General features: G+C 56.7%; 14 protein-coding genes. 12 read left to right on the plus strand and 2 right to left on the minus strand.

The window, feature by feature from the left end:
- The first annotated feature begins 12 nt into the window (after nt 1–12).
- Entirely contained in the window at nt 13–1,503 is a 1,491-nt protein-coding gene (locus tag DDA898_RS03230; protein WP_038910198.1) for a UxaA family hydrolase, read from the plus strand.
- Nucleotides 1,504–1,638: 135 nt separating this feature from the next.
- A complete protein-coding gene (locus DDA898_RS03235) occupies nt 1,639–2,184 on the plus strand; it encodes a YgjV family protein (protein ID WP_038910199.1) in 546 nt (181 codons plus the stop codon).
- Nucleotides 2,185–2,229: 45 nt separating this feature from the next.
- On the opposite strand, the gene DDA898_RS03240 is transcribed toward DDA898_RS03235, so the two are convergent.
- Nucleotides 2,230–3,183, minus strand: coding sequence for a TerC family protein (locus tag DDA898_RS03240; RefSeq protein ID WP_038910200.1), 954 nt, complete (start codon nt 3,181–3,183; stop codon nt 2,230–2,232).
- Between the two features lie 450 nt (nt 3,184–3,633).
- Between DDA898_RS03240 and rlmG the strand changes: the two genes are divergently transcribed.
- The 9 genes from rlmG (at nt 3,634) to apbE (ending at nt 13,952) form a co-directional block, all read left to right on the plus strand.
- Nucleotides 3,634–4,806 (plus strand): 23S rRNA (guanine(1835)-N(2))-methyltransferase RlmG, encoded by a 1,173-nt coding sequence (gene rlmG / locus DDA898_RS03245; protein WP_038910202.1) that lies wholly within the window; start codon nt 3,634–3,636, stop codon nt 4,804–4,806.
- Between the two features lie 93 nt (nt 4,807–4,899).
- On the plus strand, nt 4,900–5,196 hold the full coding sequence (locus DDA898_RS03250) for an MbeD/MobD family mobilization/exclusion family protein (protein ID WP_013316283.1): 297 nt from the start codon (nt 4,900–4,902) through the stop codon (nt 5,194–5,196).
- A 309-nt stretch (nt 5,197–5,505) separates the two neighbouring features.
- Nucleotides 5,506–6,453 carry a pectate lyase family protein gene (locus DDA898_RS03255; protein WP_013316284.1) on the plus strand — a complete coding sequence of 316 codons (948 nt, stop codon included), beginning with the start codon at nt 5,506–5,508 and terminating at the stop codon, nt 6,451–6,453.
- Nucleotides 6,454–6,971: 518 nt separating this feature from the next.
- Nucleotides 6,972–7,562 carry a response regulator transcription factor UhpA gene (uhpA, locus tag DDA898_RS03260; RefSeq protein ID WP_038910203.1) on the plus strand — a complete coding sequence of 197 codons (591 nt, stop codon included), beginning with the start codon at nt 6,972–6,974 and terminating at the stop codon, nt 7,560–7,562.
- Complete coding sequence (uhpB, locus tag DDA898_RS03265; protein ID WP_038910205.1) at nt 7,562–9,073, plus strand: signal transduction histidine-protein kinase/phosphatase UhpB; 1,512 nt, start codon at nt 7,562–7,564, stop codon at nt 9,071–9,073. Before uhpA ends, uhpB begins: the two co-directional genes overlap by 1 nt.
- Nucleotides 9,073–10,419, plus strand: a complete 1,347-nt coding sequence (locus tag DDA898_RS03270; protein WP_038910206.1) for an MFS transporter — start codon at nt 9,073–9,075, stop codon at nt 10,417–10,419. Before uhpB ends, DDA898_RS03270 begins: the two co-directional genes overlap by 1 nt.
- A gap of 188 nt (nt 10,420–10,607) precedes the next feature.
- Nucleotides 10,608–11,999, plus strand: coding sequence for a hexose-6-phosphate:phosphate antiporter UhpT (gene uhpT, locus DDA898_RS03275; RefSeq protein WP_038910207.1), 1,392 nt, complete (start codon nt 10,608–10,610; stop codon nt 11,997–11,999).
- Between the two features lie 243 nt (nt 12,000–12,242).
- Entirely contained in the window at nt 12,243–12,719 is a 477-nt protein-coding gene (spy, locus tag DDA898_RS03280) for an ATP-independent periplasmic protein-refolding chaperone Spy (protein WP_038900246.1), read from the plus strand.
- Between the two features lie 183 nt (nt 12,720–12,902).
- On the plus strand, nt 12,903–13,952 hold the full coding sequence (apbE, locus tag DDA898_RS03285; protein WP_038910208.1) for an FAD:protein FMN transferase ApbE: 1,050 nt from the start codon (nt 12,903–12,905) through the stop codon (nt 13,950–13,952).
- Between the two features lie 89 nt (nt 13,953–14,041).
- Here the strand turns inward: apbE and DDA898_RS03290 are convergent, their stop codons facing one another.
- Nucleotides 14,042–15,736 carry a 2-isopropylmalate synthase gene (locus DDA898_RS03290; RefSeq protein ID WP_038912412.1) on the minus strand — a complete coding sequence of 565 codons (1,695 nt, stop codon included), beginning with the start codon at nt 15,734–15,736 and terminating at the stop codon, nt 14,042–14,044.
- A gap of 367 nt (nt 15,737–16,103) precedes the next feature.
- Between DDA898_RS03290 and DDA898_RS03295 the strand changes: the two genes are divergently transcribed.
- Nucleotides 16,104–16,820 carry an AraC family transcriptional regulator gene (locus DDA898_RS03295; RefSeq protein WP_236616702.1) on the plus strand — a complete coding sequence of 239 codons (717 nt, stop codon included), beginning with the start codon at nt 16,104–16,106 and terminating at the stop codon, nt 16,818–16,820.
- Nucleotides 16,821–17,474 lie beyond the last annotated feature (654 nt).

A 17,474-nucleotide genomic window follows, 5' to 3' on the forward strand; every position in this document is an offset into this window, starting at 1 on the left:
TAAGGTTTATCCATGCAGAGCATCATCAAGATTCATTCGTTGGACAATGTCGCCGTCGCCCTGCGCGATCTGGCGCAGGATGAAACGGTGTCGGTTGGCGATATCTCCCTGACGTTGCCGCAGGCGGTGGCGCGTGGGCATAAGTTCGCCCTCAAGCCGATTGCGCCCGGCGAGATGATCGTCAAGTACGGGCTGCCCATCGGCCACGCGCTGGTCGCCATCGCGTCCGGCGAGCACATCCACTCGCAGAACGCCAAAACCAACCTGAGCGATCTGGATCAGTACCAGTACCAGCCGGAGTTCATCGAACTGCCGGCGCAGGTGGCGGATCGCGGAGTAGAGATCTATCGTCGCAAAAACGGCGACGTCGGGATTCGCAATGAACTGTGGATCCTGCCGACCGTCGGTTGCGTCAACGGCATCGCCCGCCAGATCCAGCAGCGTTTCCTCAAAGAAACTAACGATGCGGAAGGTATCGACGGCGTTTATCTGTTCACTCATCCGTTCGGTTGTTCCCAACTGGGGCAGGACCACGAAAACACCCGCACCATGTTGCAGAACATGGTGCGCCACCCGAACGCCGGGGCGGTGCTGGTCATCGGTCTGGGGTGTGAGAACAATCAGGTGTCCGCATTCCGCGACACGCTGGGCGAGTTCGACGCCGATCGCGTCGACTTCATGATCTGCCAGCAGCAGGAAGATGAAGTGGAAGCCGGTCTGGAACGGCTGCACCAGCTGTATCAGGTGATGCGCGACGATAGGCGCGTGCCGGGCAAACTCAGCGAGCTGAAGTTTGGTCTGGAGTGCGGTGGTTCGGACGGCCTGTCCGGCATTACCGCCAACCCGCTGCTGGGGCGTTTCTCGGATTACCTCATCGCCAACGGCGGCACCACCGTGCTGACCGAGGTGCCGGAAATGTTCGGCGCCGAACGCATCCTGATGAGCCGCTGCCGCGACGAGGCCACATTCGAGAAAACCGTGCATATGGTCAATGATTTCAAACAGTATTTCATTGAACATAACCAGCCGATTTACGAGAACCCGTCGCCGGGCAACAAAGCGGGCGGCATCACCACGCTGGAGGAGAAATCCCTCGGTTGCACCCAGAAAGCGGGGCAGAGCCAGGTGGTGGACGTGCTCAAGTATGGCGAACGCCTGCATACGCCGGGGCTGAACCTGCTGAGCGCGCCGGGCAACGATGCGGTGGCCACCAGCGCGCTGGCGGGCGCCGGCTGTCACATGGTGCTGTTCAGTACCGGTCGCGGTACGCCTTACGGCGGCTTTGTGCCGACGGTGAAGCTGGCGACCAACACCGAACTGGCGCAAAAGAAACCGCACTGGATCGACTTTGACGCCGGTCGTCTGATTCACGGCATGTCGATGGACGAGCTGCTGTCGCAGTTTGTCGATCTGATCGTCGAGATCGCCAACGGTAAACAGGCGAAAAACGAGATCAACGACTTCCGCGAGCTGGCGATATTTAAAAGCGGCGTGACCTTGTAAAGCGGATCGTAATAAACCCGATCGTTATCGACTCGGGCGTTGTAAATCCAAACGATTCCAAATAAAATAAAACGGCGTTTCATTATTATGAGCGCCGTTTTTTCGTAATTGCGCTTTTAAGGCAGGGAAGGGATCATGACATCTTACGTGTTTGCTCAGGCAGTTGGCGTACTGGCCTTTCTGGTCGGTATCACCATGTTTTTCAACCGCAGTGAAAAGAAATTTAAAATCCAGCTCTCCGCCTACAGCGCGGTTATCGCCTGTCACTTCTTCCTGATGGGGGCGAACGCGGCCAGCATGAGCGCCATGCTGAACTCGGGTCGTACCCTGATCACCCTGAAAACCAACAATACCGCGGTGATGTTCGTGTTTATTATCCTGACGCTGGCGCTGGGTCTGCCGGGCGTGAAACACCCGATGGAATTGTTGCCGATCATCGGCACCGTGTGCAGCACCTGGGCGCTATTCCGGGCGCATGGATTGGCGATGCGCGGCATTATCTGGTGTTCAACCTCATTGTGGGTGATGCATAACATCTGGCTGGGGTCGATCGGCGGGTCGCTGATTGAAGCCAGCTTTCTGGTGATGAACGGATACAACATCGTTCGTTTCTGGCGTATGCAGCGTAACGGCATTGACCCGTTCAAGATGGATGAGCATTCGTCGACCAAGAGCGCCTGAGAAAAGAGCCCCGCGTTGCGGGGCTTGCGTTAGCAGACGATGGAATCAGCGCCCGGCGCGGCGATTCACCCAGATGTTGATCAGGATGGTGACCAGCAGGATCGCGGCCACCACGCTGAGCGAAATGGCGACCGGAATGTGGAACAGATCGATCAGCATCATCTTGATGCCGATAAAGATGAGGATCACCGCCAGCCCGTATTTCAGCATCGAGAACTTCTGCGCCACGCCCGCCAGCAGGAAATACATGGCGCGCAGCCCCAGAATGGCGAACAGGTTTGACGTCAGCACGATGAACGGGTCGGTGGTGACGGCGAAAATGGCCGGGATGCTGTCTACCGCGAAGATCACGTCGCTGATTTCCACCATCACCAGCACCAGGAACAGCGGCGTGGCGTACCACAGGCCGTTCTGGCGAATAAAAAAGTGCTCGCCTTGCAGGTTGTCGGTCATCCGCAGGTGGCTGCGCAGCCAGCGGACCACCGGTTTATCGCCGATGGCGGTGTCGTCCGCTTTAGCCAGCGCCATTTTGAGGCCGGTGAGCAGCAGGAACGCGCCAAACAGATACAGCAGCCACTGGAACTGGGAAACCAGCCAGCTACCGGCGAACACCATGATAGTACGCAGTACGATAGCCCCCAGTACGCCGTAAATCAGCACCCGGCGCTGGTACTGGGCGGGGATGGCGAAATAGCTGAACAGCATCAGCCAGACGAACACGTTGTCGACGGCCAGCGCTTTTTCGATCAGATAACCGGTAAAGAACGCCAGCGCCTGAGCATCCGCCACCTCACGGCCCGCGGTGCCGGTGAGATACCACCAAAAAACGGCGTTGAACAGTATTGAGAGCGTGACCCAAACCAGCGACCAGACGGCGGCCTGCCGGAAAGTCATCACCGTAGAACCTTTCTTGCCCTGATAAAACAGGTCAATGGCCAACATAACCACCACAATGATTGCGAAGCTGCCCCACATCAGGGGGGTACCTATAGTTACCATAACAGTATCCCTCAGAGCCTATCCCGTTAGGGCGATGTCATCGGCTCTTGGTCAGAAAACAAAACGGCCTGTGTCAGAAGGCACAGGCCGTTTGCTATTACGCTGCAAATAGACCTCGCCTTCTGGCAAGGTCTCACTTACAACTTAATGCGGATAACGTCATTAGGTTGCCTGGTAACCGAGTGCGGCTGCACTGTAATGGCGATTGACCAGCGAAAAGTTACTCCCCTTTGCAAAATCAAAGATAGGATAGTTCCTGTACAGGGTCAAACAATTCCGCTTGCCGTAGCGCAGGCGCGCCGCGGTGTGATGGCGGCGCGGCTATGCAGCAGATTAGCGGGTAGACAGGCTGCCAGCATGAAGAACTAGCCGAGGCCGGCAGGAAAAGCATTTACTGCGACGCCGTTTTAAGGGATAAACAGCGCCAGATTTTGTATTGCAGGAGAGGCCATGAGCCAACTTTTTCTGGAAACACATCACCTGACGCTGGTCCGCTATCCGCAGTCTGAACGCGAGTCACCGTTGCAGGCATGGGAAGCGGCGGATGAATATCTGCTGCGGGAGCTGGCCGCGATGCCGATCGGGCCCGGTCCCCGGTTGATTTTCAACGACGCGTTCGGGGCGTTGGCCTGTGGCTTACAGGCGCAGGCGCCCTGTGGCATCAGCGATTCGTACCTCAGCCAGTTGGCGACCCGGCATAATCTGTCGCTCAATGGATTCGCACCGGAGTCGGTCACCCTGCTGGACAGCCTGGCGCCGTTGCCGGACGCGCCGGCGCTGGTGGTGTTGAAAGTGCCGAAAACGCTGGCGCTGCTGGAGCATCAGTTACGCCAGCTGCGCGCGGTGGTGACGCCGCAAACGGTGGTGATCGCCGGTGCGAAAGCGCGTGACATTCATACCTCCACGCTGCAACTGTTTGAACAGATTCTGGGGCCGACTCGTACCTCGCTGGCCTGGAAAAAGGCCCGGCTGATTCACTGCCAGTCGGAACCGCGCGCTATTGACGAACAACCGCGCGCTATCGACGAACCGCCGCAGATGTCGGTCTGGACGCTGGACGGCGCCGATTCCCCTGTCCACAACTACCGTATCCACAATTACGCCAATGTGTTTGCCCGCAGTGGGCTGGATATCGGCGCCCGTTTTTTCATGCAGCATTTGCCGCAGCAGCTGGACGGCAAGATTGTCGATCTGGGCTGCGGCAACGGCGTCATCGGTCTGACCGCGCTGGCGCTGAACCCGCAGGCCTATGTCAGCTTTTTCGACGAGTCCTATATGGCGGTGGCGTCAAGTCAGCGCAATGTGGAAGTCAACCGGCCGCAGGATATGGCGCGCAGCAGTTTTGTGGTGAACCATGCGCTGGCGGGTGTCGGGCAGGACAGCCAGCAGGCGGTGCTGTGTAATCCGCCGTTCCATCAGCAACAGGCGATTACCGATGATATCGCCTGGCAGATGTTTCTCGATGCGCGCCGTTGTCTGGCAGTTGGCGGCGAGTTGCGGATCGTTGGCAATCGCCATCTGGACTACTTCCACAAGCTGAAGCGGCTGTTTGGCAATTGCGAAAACGTCGCCAGCAATGCGAAGTTTGTCGTGCTGCGTGCGGTAAAAACCCGTAGCCGCTAGGCGGTTTGCCCCGCGCGGCATTTGTTGTCGCGCGGGACTGTCATTATAATCCGCAGGTTGTGTCAGCGAAGGTAAGTCAGCGAAGGAAACCTTATGTGTATCGAAGAGTTGGAAGCACGGTTAGACAGCGCGCTGCAGGCGTTGGAAGACAGTGTTAGCCGACAGCAACAGATCTGGCAGCGCGATTATCAGCAGCTTCATTTGCAACTGGCGCAGGCTCGCCAGCGCGAAGCGGATTTGTGCGCAAGAATCAATGAGCTGGTTACCCGGGTCAACATGATGGATGAATCCCCCGAGCGCAATCCGTTGCTGCAGAAAATCAATCTGATCCGTGCCCACCTTGATGCGCTGGCTAAAGAAGCCGCTGCGTTTTATCGTTCTCTGCCCTGACGATCGGTCAGGGCCAATTTATTTTATTTTCGGTATTATTATTCGAGTTAATTATATTCTTTTTTTATTTTACCCTTCAGATATTGATATTTAATTTATAATTTAATTTCCTTTTTTTATTTGTCTTTTTTCTGTTTGTTTTATTTAAAGAAATTATATTGGCCGTTGTGTGGAGGGTGAAACAATACCTAAATAATGAGAGTAATAAATGCCTATTGTAGGGTGAATATGTCTGAAGCATCAGGCGAGAAAAAAGAGAATCCCTCTCTTTTTATTTATTCATTCATCTATTTCTACAGGAGCATTATTATGGCCTATCCAACTACGGGTACATCCGGTATGGTCGGTTTTGCAAAATCGGGTAGCACCACCGGCGGCACAGGCGGCACCGTTGTGTCTATTACCAGTCTGAGCGACCTGAAAACCCATGTGGCGGGAACGGATACGAAAATTCTGGTGATTAACGCTAATATCAGCGCCAGCGCATTAACCAAGGTAACGCTGGGGGCGAATAAATCGATTATTGGCTCTTATAGCAGTAATACGCTGACTAATATTCATTTTCGTAGTTCATCGAGTTCGAAAAATATTATTTTTCAGAACCTGACCTTCAAGCATACCAGCACTATTAACGGTAATGACGATATTCAGATTTACCTCACGCACGGCAATAAATACTGGCTGGATCACCTCACGTTCCCCGGCCATGATTATACGCTGACCGACGGCGGGCTGGATAAACTGATTTATATCGGGGAAAAAGCCGATTACGTCACCATCAGCAACTGCCTGTTCAAAAACCATGAATACGGTTTGATCCTTGGTTATCCGCAGGACGGCAGCAGTAATGGCTCCACCTACGACGGTTACCCGCACCTGACTATTTGCCACTGCTATTTCAGCAATATTTACGTGCGCGCGCCGGGACTGATGCGTTATGGCTATTACCACGCCTATAACAACTTCATCGACAAGTATCAGCTGGGTTTTACGCTGGCGCAGAACGCCAAGATTGTGTCCGAGTATAACTATTTCGGCACCACCACCAGCAGTAACAAAGGGATGCTGGACGACAAAGGGACCGGGACCTTTACCGATACCGGCAGTACGCCGTCCATTACCAACCAAACCTCGTCGGCCAGCAAGTGGACGCCGTCTTCCAATTACAGCTACAAGCTGAAGACGGTTTCTGAAGCTAAAACCTTTACCCAGAATTATGCCGGTGCGCAAAGCGCCAGCCTGACTTTCGGCGGGTAAATTATCCGAACGGGCTGGCGACAGCCCTTTGAGGCTGTTTACAAACAGCTATGTTGTCTTGTGAACGGTGACGTTTGTCCGGTCAGTGAATAGTTTCGTGCGGGATAAGCGGTGTAATTTCTTTGCCGCTCCATTGCACGCACGACAAGAAGAGGTTCAAACGCCACCTCTCCTTGACCGCTGGCTGGTGGCTAAACTGCGGCGCTGCGCGCTACCTTCGGCGTTCGCCTTCGCTGTTCGGGCCGCCCGTGACGTGTTCCCAACACGACACGGGCTTTCGCGACGTCCTGTCGCTCACCCGGCGAAGTCGCTCACCTCAGCGCAGTTTTTGACGCCGGAAAAATGTTTCATCTTGTACTTAGGGTTTTGTCAGCAATCCGAACGGGCTGGCGACAGCCCGTTTTTACCCATTACCAGATAGCTCAATGCCGGATAGCTCAATGTCTGATTGCTCAACCCTTGAACACGCCGGGGCTTAACGCTAAGGTAAGCGCCTCTCAGCCACCCCAGGTTCATGCATGATTACCCTCGCGCTCATCGACGATCACCTTATTGTCCGTTCCGGCTTTGCCCAACTGCTGGGGCTTGAATCCGATATGCAGGTGGTGGGGGAATTCGGTTCCGGGCGTGAGGCGCTGGCGGGGCTGCCGGGGCGAGGCGTGCAGGTTTGCATCTGCGATATCTCGATGCCGGAGCTTTCCGGGCTTGAGCTGCTCGCCCAACTGCCGACAGGTATGGCGGTGATTATGCTGTCGGTGCACGACAGCCCGGCGCTGATCGAACAGGCGCTGAACGCCGGGGCACGTGGTTTTCTCTCAAAACGCTGTAGCCCGGATGAACTGATTGCGGCGGTGCGTACCGTCGCGGGCGGTGGCTGTTATCTGACGCCGGACATTGCCCTGAAACTGGCGTCAGGCCGACGAGACCCGTTGACGCGCCGTGAGCGTCAGGTGGCGGAAAAGCTGGCGCAGGGAATGGTGGTGAAAACCATCGCCGCCGAATTGGGGCTGTCGCCGAAAACGGTACACGTTCACCGGGCCAACCTGATGGAAAAACTGGGCGTCAATAACGACGTGGAGTTGGCACGCCGCATGTTTGATGGCTGGTGATGCGCCCGATTGCGACCTGGCTTATCGCCGCCTTCGCCAGCTGTTTTATCTTCTCCGCCGCGTGGTTTTGCCTGTGGAGCATCAGCCTGCACCTGGTGACGCGCCCGGATCTGGCCGCGCTGCTGTTTCCTTTCGGTTTACGGCTGGGGTTGATGCTACAGTCGCCGCGTCGTTTCTGGCCGGTGTTGCTGGGCAGCGAATGGCTGCTTCTGGTCTGGCTGGCGCAGGAAGTGGCGCTGGCGAATTTGCCGCTGCTGCTAACGGGCAGCGTGCTGGCGTTGCTGCCGGTAATGCTGGTGTCCCGGCGGCCGCGTCAGGATGACTGGCACACGCTGCTGTTGCAGGGCGGTGCGCTGATTGCGGCGGCGCTGCTGCAATCCCTGCCGTGGCTCGGCCGCGGCGAAGATACGCTTACGGTGCTGCTGCTGACCCTGACCGGTGGACTGACGCTCTCGCCCACCTGTTTGCTGATCTGGCATTACCTGTCCAGCTCGACCTGGTTACCGCTCGGGCCGTCGCTGGTTTCCCAGCCGGTGAACTGGCGCGGGCGCCATCTGCTGTGGTATCTGCTGCTGTTTGTGGTCAGCCTGTGGCTGCAACTGGGGCTGCCGGCGGAGCTGTCGCGGTTTACCCCGTTCTGTCTGGCGCTGCCGATCATCGCGCTCGCCTGGCACTATGGCTGGCAGGGCGCGCTGATCGCCACGCTGATGAACGCCATTGCGCTCATCGCCAGCCAGACCTGGCATGAACATCCGGTGGATCTACTACTCTCGCTGTTGGCTCAGAGCCTGACCGGGTTGCTGCTCGGCGCGGGTATTCAGCGCCTGCGCGAACTTAACCTGTCGCTGCAAAACCAACTGGCGCGTAATCGCCGTCTGGCGGAGCGGCTGCTGGAGACGGAAGAAGACGTGCGGCGCGACGTGGCGCGGGAGCTGCACGACGATATCGGCCAGACCATCACCGCCATTCGCACGCAGGCGAGTATTCTTCAGCGGCTGGCGCCGGAGCACCGTGGCGTGCGGCAGAGCGGGGCGCTCATCGAGCAGTTATCGCTCGGGGTGTATGATTCGGTGCGCCGGTTGATGGGCCGTCTGCGCCCGCGTCAGTTGGACGATCTCACTCTGGAGCAGGCGGTGCGTTCGTTGATGCGCGAGATGGAGCTGGAAGCGCACGGTATCGTCAGCCATCTGGCCTGGCACATTGACGAAGCGTCGCTCAGCGAAGGATTACGGGTAACGCTGTTTCGCGTTTGTCAGGAAGGGCTGAATAATATTGTGAAACACGCCAACGCCAGCGCAGTGACGTTGCAGGTCTGGCAACAGCACGAGCGGCTGACGCTGGTGATCGAGGACGACGGCGGCGGGCTACCGCCTGGCTCCGGCGCCGAAGGTTTTGGCCTGCTCGGCATGCGCGAGCGCGTCACCGCGCTGGGCGGCACCCTGCAGCTTTCCTGTACTCACGGCACCCGTTTAACCGTCAGCCTGCCGCTGCCCGCCGGCAAGGAGTCTTGATGTCCAGCTTCCCTAACATTCGTTTCCTGACCATTCCCGCCAGCGCGCCGCCGCTGGCCGACCGCCAGGCGATTGATGAAACCTACCGTTACTGGCGTCGGCATATCCTGATTACGCTGTATCTGGGTTATGCGCTGTTTTACTTCACCCGCAAAAGTTTTAACGCCGCGGTGCCGGAAATTCTCGCCAGCGGGTTGATGGCGCGTACCGATATCGGGCTGCTGGCGACGCTGTTTTACGTGACCTATGGCGCGTCGAAATTTCTCTCCGGCATCGTGAGCGACCGTTCCAACGCCCGTTATTTCATGGGCATCGGCCTGCTGGCGACCGGCGTGGTGAATATTCTGTTTGGATTTTCCTCGTCGCTGTGGGCCTTCGCCGCGTTGTGGATGGCGAACGCCTTTTTTCAGGGCTGGGGTGCGCCGGTGTGCGCCAGGCTGCTTACCAGCTGGTATTCGCGCACCGAGCGCGGCGGCTGGTGGGCGCTGTGGAATACCGCGCATAACGTGGGTGGCGCGCTGATCCCGATGGTGGTGGGGGCGGCGGCGCTGCATTACGGCTGGCGCGCCGGGATGATGATCGCCGGTTCGCTGGCTATTCTGGCCGGGCTGTTTTTATGCTGGCGGCTGCGCGACAAGCCGCAGACTCTTGGCCTGCCGAGTGTGGGCGAGTGGCGTCAGGATGCGCTGGAGATTGCCCAGCAGCAGGAGGGCGCCGGGTTGTCGCGCCGGGAAATCCTGCATAAATATGTGTTCACCAACCCGTACATCTGGCTGCTGGCCTGTTGCTATGTGCTGGTGTACGTGGTGCGCGCCGCCATTAACGACTGGGGCAACCTCTACATGTCGGAAACGCTGGGGGTCGATCTGGTGACCGCCAACTCGGCGGTGACCATGTTTGAACTGGGCGGATTTATCGGCGCGCTGGTGGCCGGCTGGGGGTCGGACAAGCTGTTTAACGGTAACCGTGGCCCGATGAACCTGATTTTTGCCGCCGGCATTTTGCTGTCTGTCGGTTCGCTGTGGCTGATGCCGTTCGCCAGCTATGTGATGCAGGCCGCCTGCTTCTTTACTACCGGTTTCTTCGTCTTCGGCCCGCAAATGCTGATTGGCATGGCGGCGGCCGAATGTTCCCATAAAGACGCCGCCGGTGCCGCCACCGGGTTTGTGGGGCTGTTCGCCTATCTTGGCGCGTCGCTGTCCGGCTGGCCGCTGGCGCGCATCATGGATGTGTGGCACTGGAGCGGTTTTTTCGCGGTGATCGCCGTGGCGGCCGGTATCTCGGCGCTGCTGCTGTTGCCTTTCCTGCGCGCTTCCTCGCCGCGCGCTGCAAGCGATGTAGCGTGATTCGCTTCACCCTTTTGCCCTGAATCGGCGAAAACCGGGAAAATTTCCTAGTTTAAGCAGGACGTTCCCTCAGGCCCGTCTCTTCGGCGCTGCTTACAATTCGAGCAAACATAAGGCCGCGCGAGCAAACAAGGCCGCGCGAGCAAACATAAGGCCGCAGGCCGTCACGTCCCGCAAGAGGAAACATCATGCTCAACTTTCTAACCCAGGTGCGTAAGCCAACGCTGGATCTGCCGCTCGATGCGCGGCGTAAAATGTGGTTCAAGCCGTTCATGCAATCTTATCTGGTGGTGTTCATCGGCTACCTGACCATGTACTTGATCCGTAAAAACTTCAACATCGCCCAGAACGACATGATCGGCACCTACGGGTTGAGCATGACGCAGCTCGGCATGATTGGCCTTGGTTTTTCGATAACCTACGGCGTGGGGAAAACGCTGGTGTCCTATTATGCGGACGGCAAAAACACCAAACAGTTCCTGCCGTTTATGCTGATCCTCTCCGCCATTTGCATGCTCGGCTTCAGCGCCAGCATGGGCGCGGGTTCCGTCAGCCTGTTTTTGATGATCGCGTTTTATGCGTTGAGCGGATTTTTCCAGAGCACCGGCGGGTCATGCAGCTATTCCACCATCACGAAATGGACGCCGCGCCGCAAACGCGGCACCTGGCTGGGACTGTGGAACATTTCCCATAACCTCGGCGGCGCGGGCGCGGCGGGCGTGGCGCTATTCGGCGCCAACTACCTGTTTGACGGCCATGTCGTCGGGATGTTTATCTTCCCGTCGATCATCGCGCTGATTGTCGGTTTCATCGGCCTGCGTTTCGGCAGCGACTCCCCGGAAGCCTACGGTCTGGGGAAAGCCGAAGAGCTGTTCGACGAGGCGATCTCGGAAGAGGACAAGGAGGCGGAAGACGGCGCCATGACCAAATGGCAGATCTTCGTCGAGTATGTGCTGAAGAATAAAGTGATCTGGCTGCTGTGTTTCTCCAACATCTTCCTGTACGTGGTGCGCATCGGTATCGACCAGTGGTCCACGGTTTACGCCTATCAGGAATTGAAGCTGCCGAAAGCGGTGGCGATTCAGGGCTTCACGTTGTTTGAGGCCGGCGCGCTGGTCGGTACGCTGCTGTGGGGCTGGCTGTCGGATCTCGCTAACGGTCGTCGCGGGCTGGTGGCTTGTATCGCGCTGGCGTTGATCATCGCCACGCTTGGCGTTTATCAGCACGCCAGCAACCAGTATGTCTATCTTTCGTCGCTGTTTGCGCTGGGCTTTTTAGTGTTCGGCCCGCAGTTGCTGATTGGCGTGGCCGCCGTCGGTTTTGTGCCGAAGAAAGCCATCAGCGCCGCCGACGGCATCAAAGGAACGTTCGCCTATCTGATTGGCGACAGCTTCGCCAAGCTGGGGCTGGGGATGATCGCCGACGGCACCCCGATTTTCGGGTTGACCGGTTGGGCGGGCACCTTTGCCGCGCTGGATGCCGCCGCGATCGGTTGTATCTGCCTGATGGCGATGGTGGCGATGATGGAAGAGCGCAAAATCCGCCGCGAAAAACGCCTGCGCCAGACGCAAGCTGCCTGATGGCTCCTGCCGCCGGCGAGGTTGCCGGCGGCGGTTGAGGATCGCTATTATTCCTCTTTCGCCTGAACGGCCTCTTACGGAATATTTCCGCTTTCTCCACAATTGGCGCAATTGTGAATATCTCCCTTGCAAAGCTTTACCCTAGCCCCCGGTTAACTGAAATTCCCCGGCCTATACTGCATCGCAAAGGTTGACGCATTCCGGTGCGTTAATAATTAAAACCGTAACGTGAAGGAAGGTCTTATGTCTAAATTAACTGCGATTGTGATTGCCTCTGCGCTGGCGCTGGGTAGCGTCGGCTTCTCCTACGCTCAGGATAATACCCCGCCGGATCAGGGCGCGCATATGATGAAACATCATGACGGCGAGCGTGGTGAGCGCGGCATGGAACATGACATGATGTTTAAAGGGCTGAATCTGACCGATGAGCAGCGTCAGAAAATGCGCGACATCATGGAGAACGCCAAAAAGGACCGCGAACGGCCTTCGGCTGAGACGCGTACTGAATGGCACAGCCTGATTGCGGCCGACAGCTTTGATAAAACCAAGGCGGAAGGCGTAGTCAATAAAATGGCCGAAGCCGGCAAAGCGCATATGCTGAAACGTCTGGAAATCCAGAACAAGATGTACAACGTGTTGACGCCGGAACAGAAAAAACAGTTCAACGACAACTTCGCCAAACACCAGAAAGAGCCGGTGCCGCCGAAAGCAGCGCAATAAATCCTGGCCTGATATCAACAGGGCGCGTCAACTGACGCGCCCTGTTTTCGTTGCCTGCCGGGAAATACATCACTTTTGGCGGAATCTCTTGCGTTCAGACAGGTTTTTTCCCATCAGCACTTTTCAATCGCCCACTCTTGCTCTATCAATAGCGCGTCAATTGTGATTCATGGAGTGCGGCTCATGGCGTCTTTCGCCCTCAAATCTGTCCTTTTTCTCGGTTTCATCAGCGTACTGAGCGCCTGTAAGCAAGAAACGACAGTGGACGTTTCTCGCCCGTTTACCACGTTTGAAGGCAAAACCATGGGCACCTTCTACAGCGTGAAGATCAGCGGGGCGTTGCCGGAAACAAGTCAGCAATTACAGCAGGAGATCGATGCCTTGCTGGAGCAGGCCAACAACGAGATTTCCACCTATCGTAACGACTCGGTGTTGTCCCGCTTTAACCGCGACACCGGCACGGACCCGCAGCCGATCAGCAATGGCATGGCGGATATCATTCTGGCCGCGCAGCGTATCGGCCGGGCGACGGGCGGGGCGATGGATATCACCGTGGGGCCGCTGGTCAACCTGTGGGGATTTGGGCCGCAGAAGCAGCCGGTAGCGATTCCCAGCCAGCAGCAGATTGATGAGGCGCGGCGTAAAGTCGGGCTGAACCATCTTCGCCTAATCAGCGATCATCAGGGCGAATGGTTGCAGAAAGATCTTCCGGGCCTGTATGTGGATCTCTCCACGCTGGGTGAGGGGTACGGCGCGGACCTGTTGGCGCAACTGATGACCCGCAAAGGTATCACCAACTATCTGGTTTCGGTGGGCGGCGCGATTTCCAGTCGCGGCGTCAACGGGCAGGGGCAGCCCTGGCGGGTGGCGATTCAAAAACCCACCGACAAGGAGAACGCCATTCAGGCAGCCGTCGATCTGCAAGGCTACGGTATCAGTACCTCCGGCAGCTATCGCAACTATTTCGAGCAAGACGGCAAACGCTATTCCCATGTCATTGACCCGGCCACCGGCCGGCCGATTACGCATCAGTTGGTTTCCGCCACCGTGATTGCCAGAACCGCGCTGGAGGCGGACGGCTGGGACACCGGGCTGATGGTGCTGGGCACCGAAAAGGCGTTGAAACTGGCGGAGCAGCAGGGCTTGGCGGTCTATTTAATTACCAAAACCGATAAGGGATTCGAGGCGATGATGACGCCGCAGTTCAAAGCGTTTCTGTTGCCGACGCCGTAATACTTGTCGATAGGCGCGCGTTGAAAGACCGGTAAAGACCACATAGGGGTGTACCCTATGTGGTCGTCATCTGGTCATCGGTGTCCCGGTCAGTCAACTGCCGCCATGTCCGCAGAGAAGCGGGCTGCTGCGCTCAGTACTGCCAGAATCGACGCGGTAGTGATGTTCGTATGTCGGCCTACGCCAAAGCGTGAACCGGGTACACCGGGTATGGCCGCTTCGACAATCGCCAGTGCTACCGCGTTGGAGCCCGCGCCCAGGCTGCGTTCTTCATAGCTGTCTATGCGTAGCGGTAAGCCCAGCGCTGCCACCGTCGCGGCAATCGGGCCGTTGCCTGTTCCCTCGACAACCCTGACGTCGCTATCCGTATGAACCAGTTCCAGTGCGATACCTTGTCCGTCGGTATGATCGAACAGGCGGTGGTGGCGATAGATAAAGCCGGGTTGTTCTTGCATCGGAACAAGGTATGTGCGTTCGAACAGCGCCCATATTTGCTCGCTGGCCAGTTCCGTTTCGCTGGCGTCGGCCAGCGCTTGTACGATAGTGCTGAACTCTACCTGCATTCGACGCGGCATGACGATGCCGTGGTCGCGTTGTAGCAAGAACGCGATACCGCCTTTCCCCGACTGGCTATTGACGCGCACGATGCTGTCGTAAGTACGCCCGAGGTCCTTGGGGTCAATCGGCAGATACGGCACGCACCACGGCCTGTCGGCCTGTTGTGCGAGTTGTGAGTATTGTGCGGCGAAACCCTTGGCGATGGCATCCTGATGCGAGCCGGAAAAGGCCGTGAAGACCAGGTCGCCTACATACGGGTGACGTGGGTGAATGGGCAGCGCGGTACATTCTTCGGCGACACGAGCAACCGCCGCAATGTCAGAGAAATCCAAACCCGGCGCAATACCCTGCGTATACAGGTTCAACGCTAGCGTGACGACATCGACGTTGCCGCTGCGCTCGCCATTGCCAAACAGACAACCTTCGACACGCTGCGCACCAGCCAGCAGAGCCTGTTCGGCACAGGCAACGCCCGTCCCCCTGTCGTTGTGTGGATGCACCGACAGCACAATGTGCTCACGCCGTGCCAGCCGCCGATCCATCCATTCGATTTGGTCGGCGAAGACGTTAGGCGTAGAAACTTCAACCGTGGTTGGCAGATTGATGATCATCGTTCGTTGTGGCCCGGCATCCCAGGCGTGAATGGCGGCGTTGCAGACGGACAGTGAAACGTCCAGCTCGGCCATGCAGAAGGTCTCGGGTGAGTATTGCAAGACCCACTCGGTTTCCGGGTGGGCTGCCGTTAGCCGTTTGAACAGCGCAATGTGGCGTTCCACCATGTCGATAATCTGCGGCACGCTCATGCCGAACACGGTTTCGCGCCAGACGGGAGCAATGGCATTGTAGAAATGTACGATGACACGCCGTGCGCCAGCCACACAGCGTACCGTTTCGGCGATCAGGTCCTCGCGCAATTGCGTCATGACCATCGGGGTGACGTCTTCGGGAATCTGTTCTGTGTCAATCAGGTGGCGCACTATCTCGAAATCCGTACGCGAGGCGGCGGGAAAGCCCACTTCAATTTCCTTGAAACCAAGGCGTACCAGTTCATGGAACAAGCGCAGCTTGCGCTCGCGGTTCATGGGTTCAAACAGCGCCTGATTGCCATCGCGTAAGTCGGTGGACAACCAGATGGGGGCTTGTGTCAGGGTACGTGACGGCCATTGACGATCGACAAGATTGACCAGCGGGGCCGGGCGGTATTTCTGGGAAGGATCGATCAGCATGAAAAACACTCCAAAGGAATCGTTGATACCCGACTCCCCTGGCCTGGGACAAGCTGACGACGGTCGGGGTCAGGGGGAATCAGGATGGGTCATGGCACGAACACGCGCGCGCCGACCCCGACCGGAAATCAGCGGTAGTAGTCGTTGCGAGAGGGCAAGTGTAGTCATGAGAGCAATAGACCCTGTTGAGTGATTTACCACCGATTCTAGGTCTTGCACGTTTAGTCTATCTACATAAAAATAGACAAATCCTTTATCAGTTTGGACAAAATACACGGACATGAGTTTCTCTTCTCCCCAAGACGGCGGTCATGCGCTTGATCTGAGTGCTGGCGAAGCCTGTGGTCTGCCAGTATTTGGTGTCGCCGTGCATTACCCCGCAGGCCATGTCGTGCCTTTGCATCATCATCCGTATGGTCATGTGATCTATGCGGATCGCGGCCTGTTGCGTGTGGAAGCCGAAAGTGGTCAGTGGCTGGTGCCGCCCACGGCGGCAGTCTGGTTGCGGCCGGGGGTGGCACACCGGCTAGTTGTCCCCGTTTCGCTGCAAGCATGCGGTTTGTTCGTGCGTGAGGAGGTTTTCGATCGTCTGCCGACGGTCGACTGCGTCGTGCATGTCTCGGGTCTGCTGCGTGAGTTGATTATGGCGTTGAGCCGAGTCGACGACCCGACTGCGTCTTCCCGGCGCATGCGTCTGCTCGGTGCGCTGCTGGTGGAAGAACTGCATACCCAGCCAGTTCTTCCACTGCATCTACCGTGGCCGATGGGGGAGAACAACCCGATGCTGCGTGTGTGCCAAACGCTGTTGGATAACCCCGGCGATGCCGCTACCGCTACACAGTGGGCTAACCGGCTGTCAATGGGCGATAAGACCTTTCACCGGCGCTTTCTCCAGTCGACTGGCATGACCTTCGGCAGATGGCGTCAGCAGTTGCGGTTAATGTCATCACTCACGCTATTGATGCAAGGAATGCCGATCACCCAGGTGGCGCTGGCGAGTGGTTACGACAGTCACAGTGCTTACAGCACGGCATTTAGCAAACAATTCGGGCAGCCACCTTCCGTATTTGTTGCCACCAGATAGAACCGCTGCCCTTCGATGGAGCGTTGCGCAAAGCCGCCTGTTGCCGGATATCATCGCTCGTGAGTCTGGCTTTCGGGGTCGGAGCCATCTGCGAGAAGTATTCATGCGTGGCTACGGTATTTCGCCTTAGTCGATGGGTTTTTATGGAAAAGTGTCACGGTAGCGTCGGCATTTTATTGTGGGAACAGGGCAGATAAAATAAAGCGTCGGGATATGAACCCTCATGATTTTATGTTAATCCCCATAAGAGGGTTTTTATTTTACGGGGCATAATTATGAACCGGTGTTTTATTTTTTAAGTACTACTCGTCATATTTTTACCGTACTGATAATCCTCATCTTATCCTTGTTTTTTATGAGGTTTTTGTGGGTGTGGAACCATGCTGGTTGCGTCCATTACGCCTGTCGGGAACGAATATTATTTAGGTGAATAAAGCGTTACTTTATTTTAAATAAATGTGAATAAATTATTTTCCCTTGTACCACGCTTTAAACATTGCGATGACATAATAGTGGAATATTAGTTAATTAACTAATTTGATTATTTATAAACTAAAAAGGCAATCATATTAACGTTATGACATCGGCCCGCTAAGCAAAATCAAAAACAATAAACCGATAACAAATTTAAAGCATATAAAACATTGGTAATTT

Origin of the sequence: Dickeya dadantii NCPPB 898 (assembly GCF_000406145.1) — a bacterium.
In the GTDB taxonomy this organism is placed as follows: Bacteria; Pseudomonadota; Gammaproteobacteria; order Enterobacterales; family Enterobacteriaceae; genus Dickeya; species Dickeya dadantii.

Bases quoted from the DNA above. Each gene is read 5' to 3' on its own strand.
- DDA898_RS03235 (WP_038910199.1), top strand. From the start codon at position 1,639: ATGACATCTTACGTGTTTGCTCAGGCAGTTGGCGTACTGGCCTTTCTG.
- DDA898_RS03250 (WP_013316283.1), top strand. From the start codon at position 4,900: ATGTGTATCGAAGAGTTGGAAGCACGGTTAGACAGCGCGCTGCAGGCG.
- rlmG (WP_038910202.1), top strand. From the start codon at position 3,634: ATGAGCCAACTTTTTCTGGAAACACATCACCTGACGCTGGTCCGCTAT.
- DDA898_RS03270 (WP_038910206.1), top strand. From the start codon at position 9,073: ATGTCCAGCTTCCCTAACATTCGTTTCCTGACCATTCCCGCCAGCGCG.
- DDA898_RS03230 (WP_038910198.1), top strand. From the start codon at position 13: ATGCAGAGCATCATCAAGATTCATTCGTTGGACAATGTCGCCGTCGCC.
- DDA898_RS03240 (WP_038910200.1), bottom strand. From the start codon at position 3,183: ATGGTAACTATAGGTACCCCCCTGATGTGGGGCAGCTTCGCAATCATT.
- uhpB (WP_038910205.1), top strand. From the start codon at position 7,562: ATGCGCCCGATTGCGACCTGGCTTATCGCCGCCTTCGCCAGCTGTTTT.
- spy (WP_038900246.1), top strand. From the start codon at position 12,243: ATGTCTAAATTAACTGCGATTGTGATTGCCTCTGCGCTGGCGCTGGGT.
- DDA898_RS03255 (WP_013316284.1), top strand. From the start codon at position 5,506: ATGGCCTATCCAACTACGGGTACATCCGGTATGGTCGGTTTTGCAAAA.
- DDA898_RS03290 (WP_038912412.1), bottom strand. From the start codon at position 15,736: ATGCTGATCGATCCTTCCCAGAAATACCGCCCGGCCCCGCTGGTCAAT.
- uhpA (WP_038910203.1), top strand. From the start codon at position 6,972: ATGATTACCCTCGCGCTCATCGACGATCACCTTATTGTCCGTTCCGGC.
- apbE (WP_038910208.1), top strand. From the start codon at position 12,903: ATGGCGTCTTTCGCCCTCAAATCTGTCCTTTTTCTCGGTTTCATCAGC.
- uhpT (WP_038910207.1), top strand. From the start codon at position 10,608: ATGCTCAACTTTCTAACCCAGGTGCGTAAGCCAACGCTGGATCTGCCG.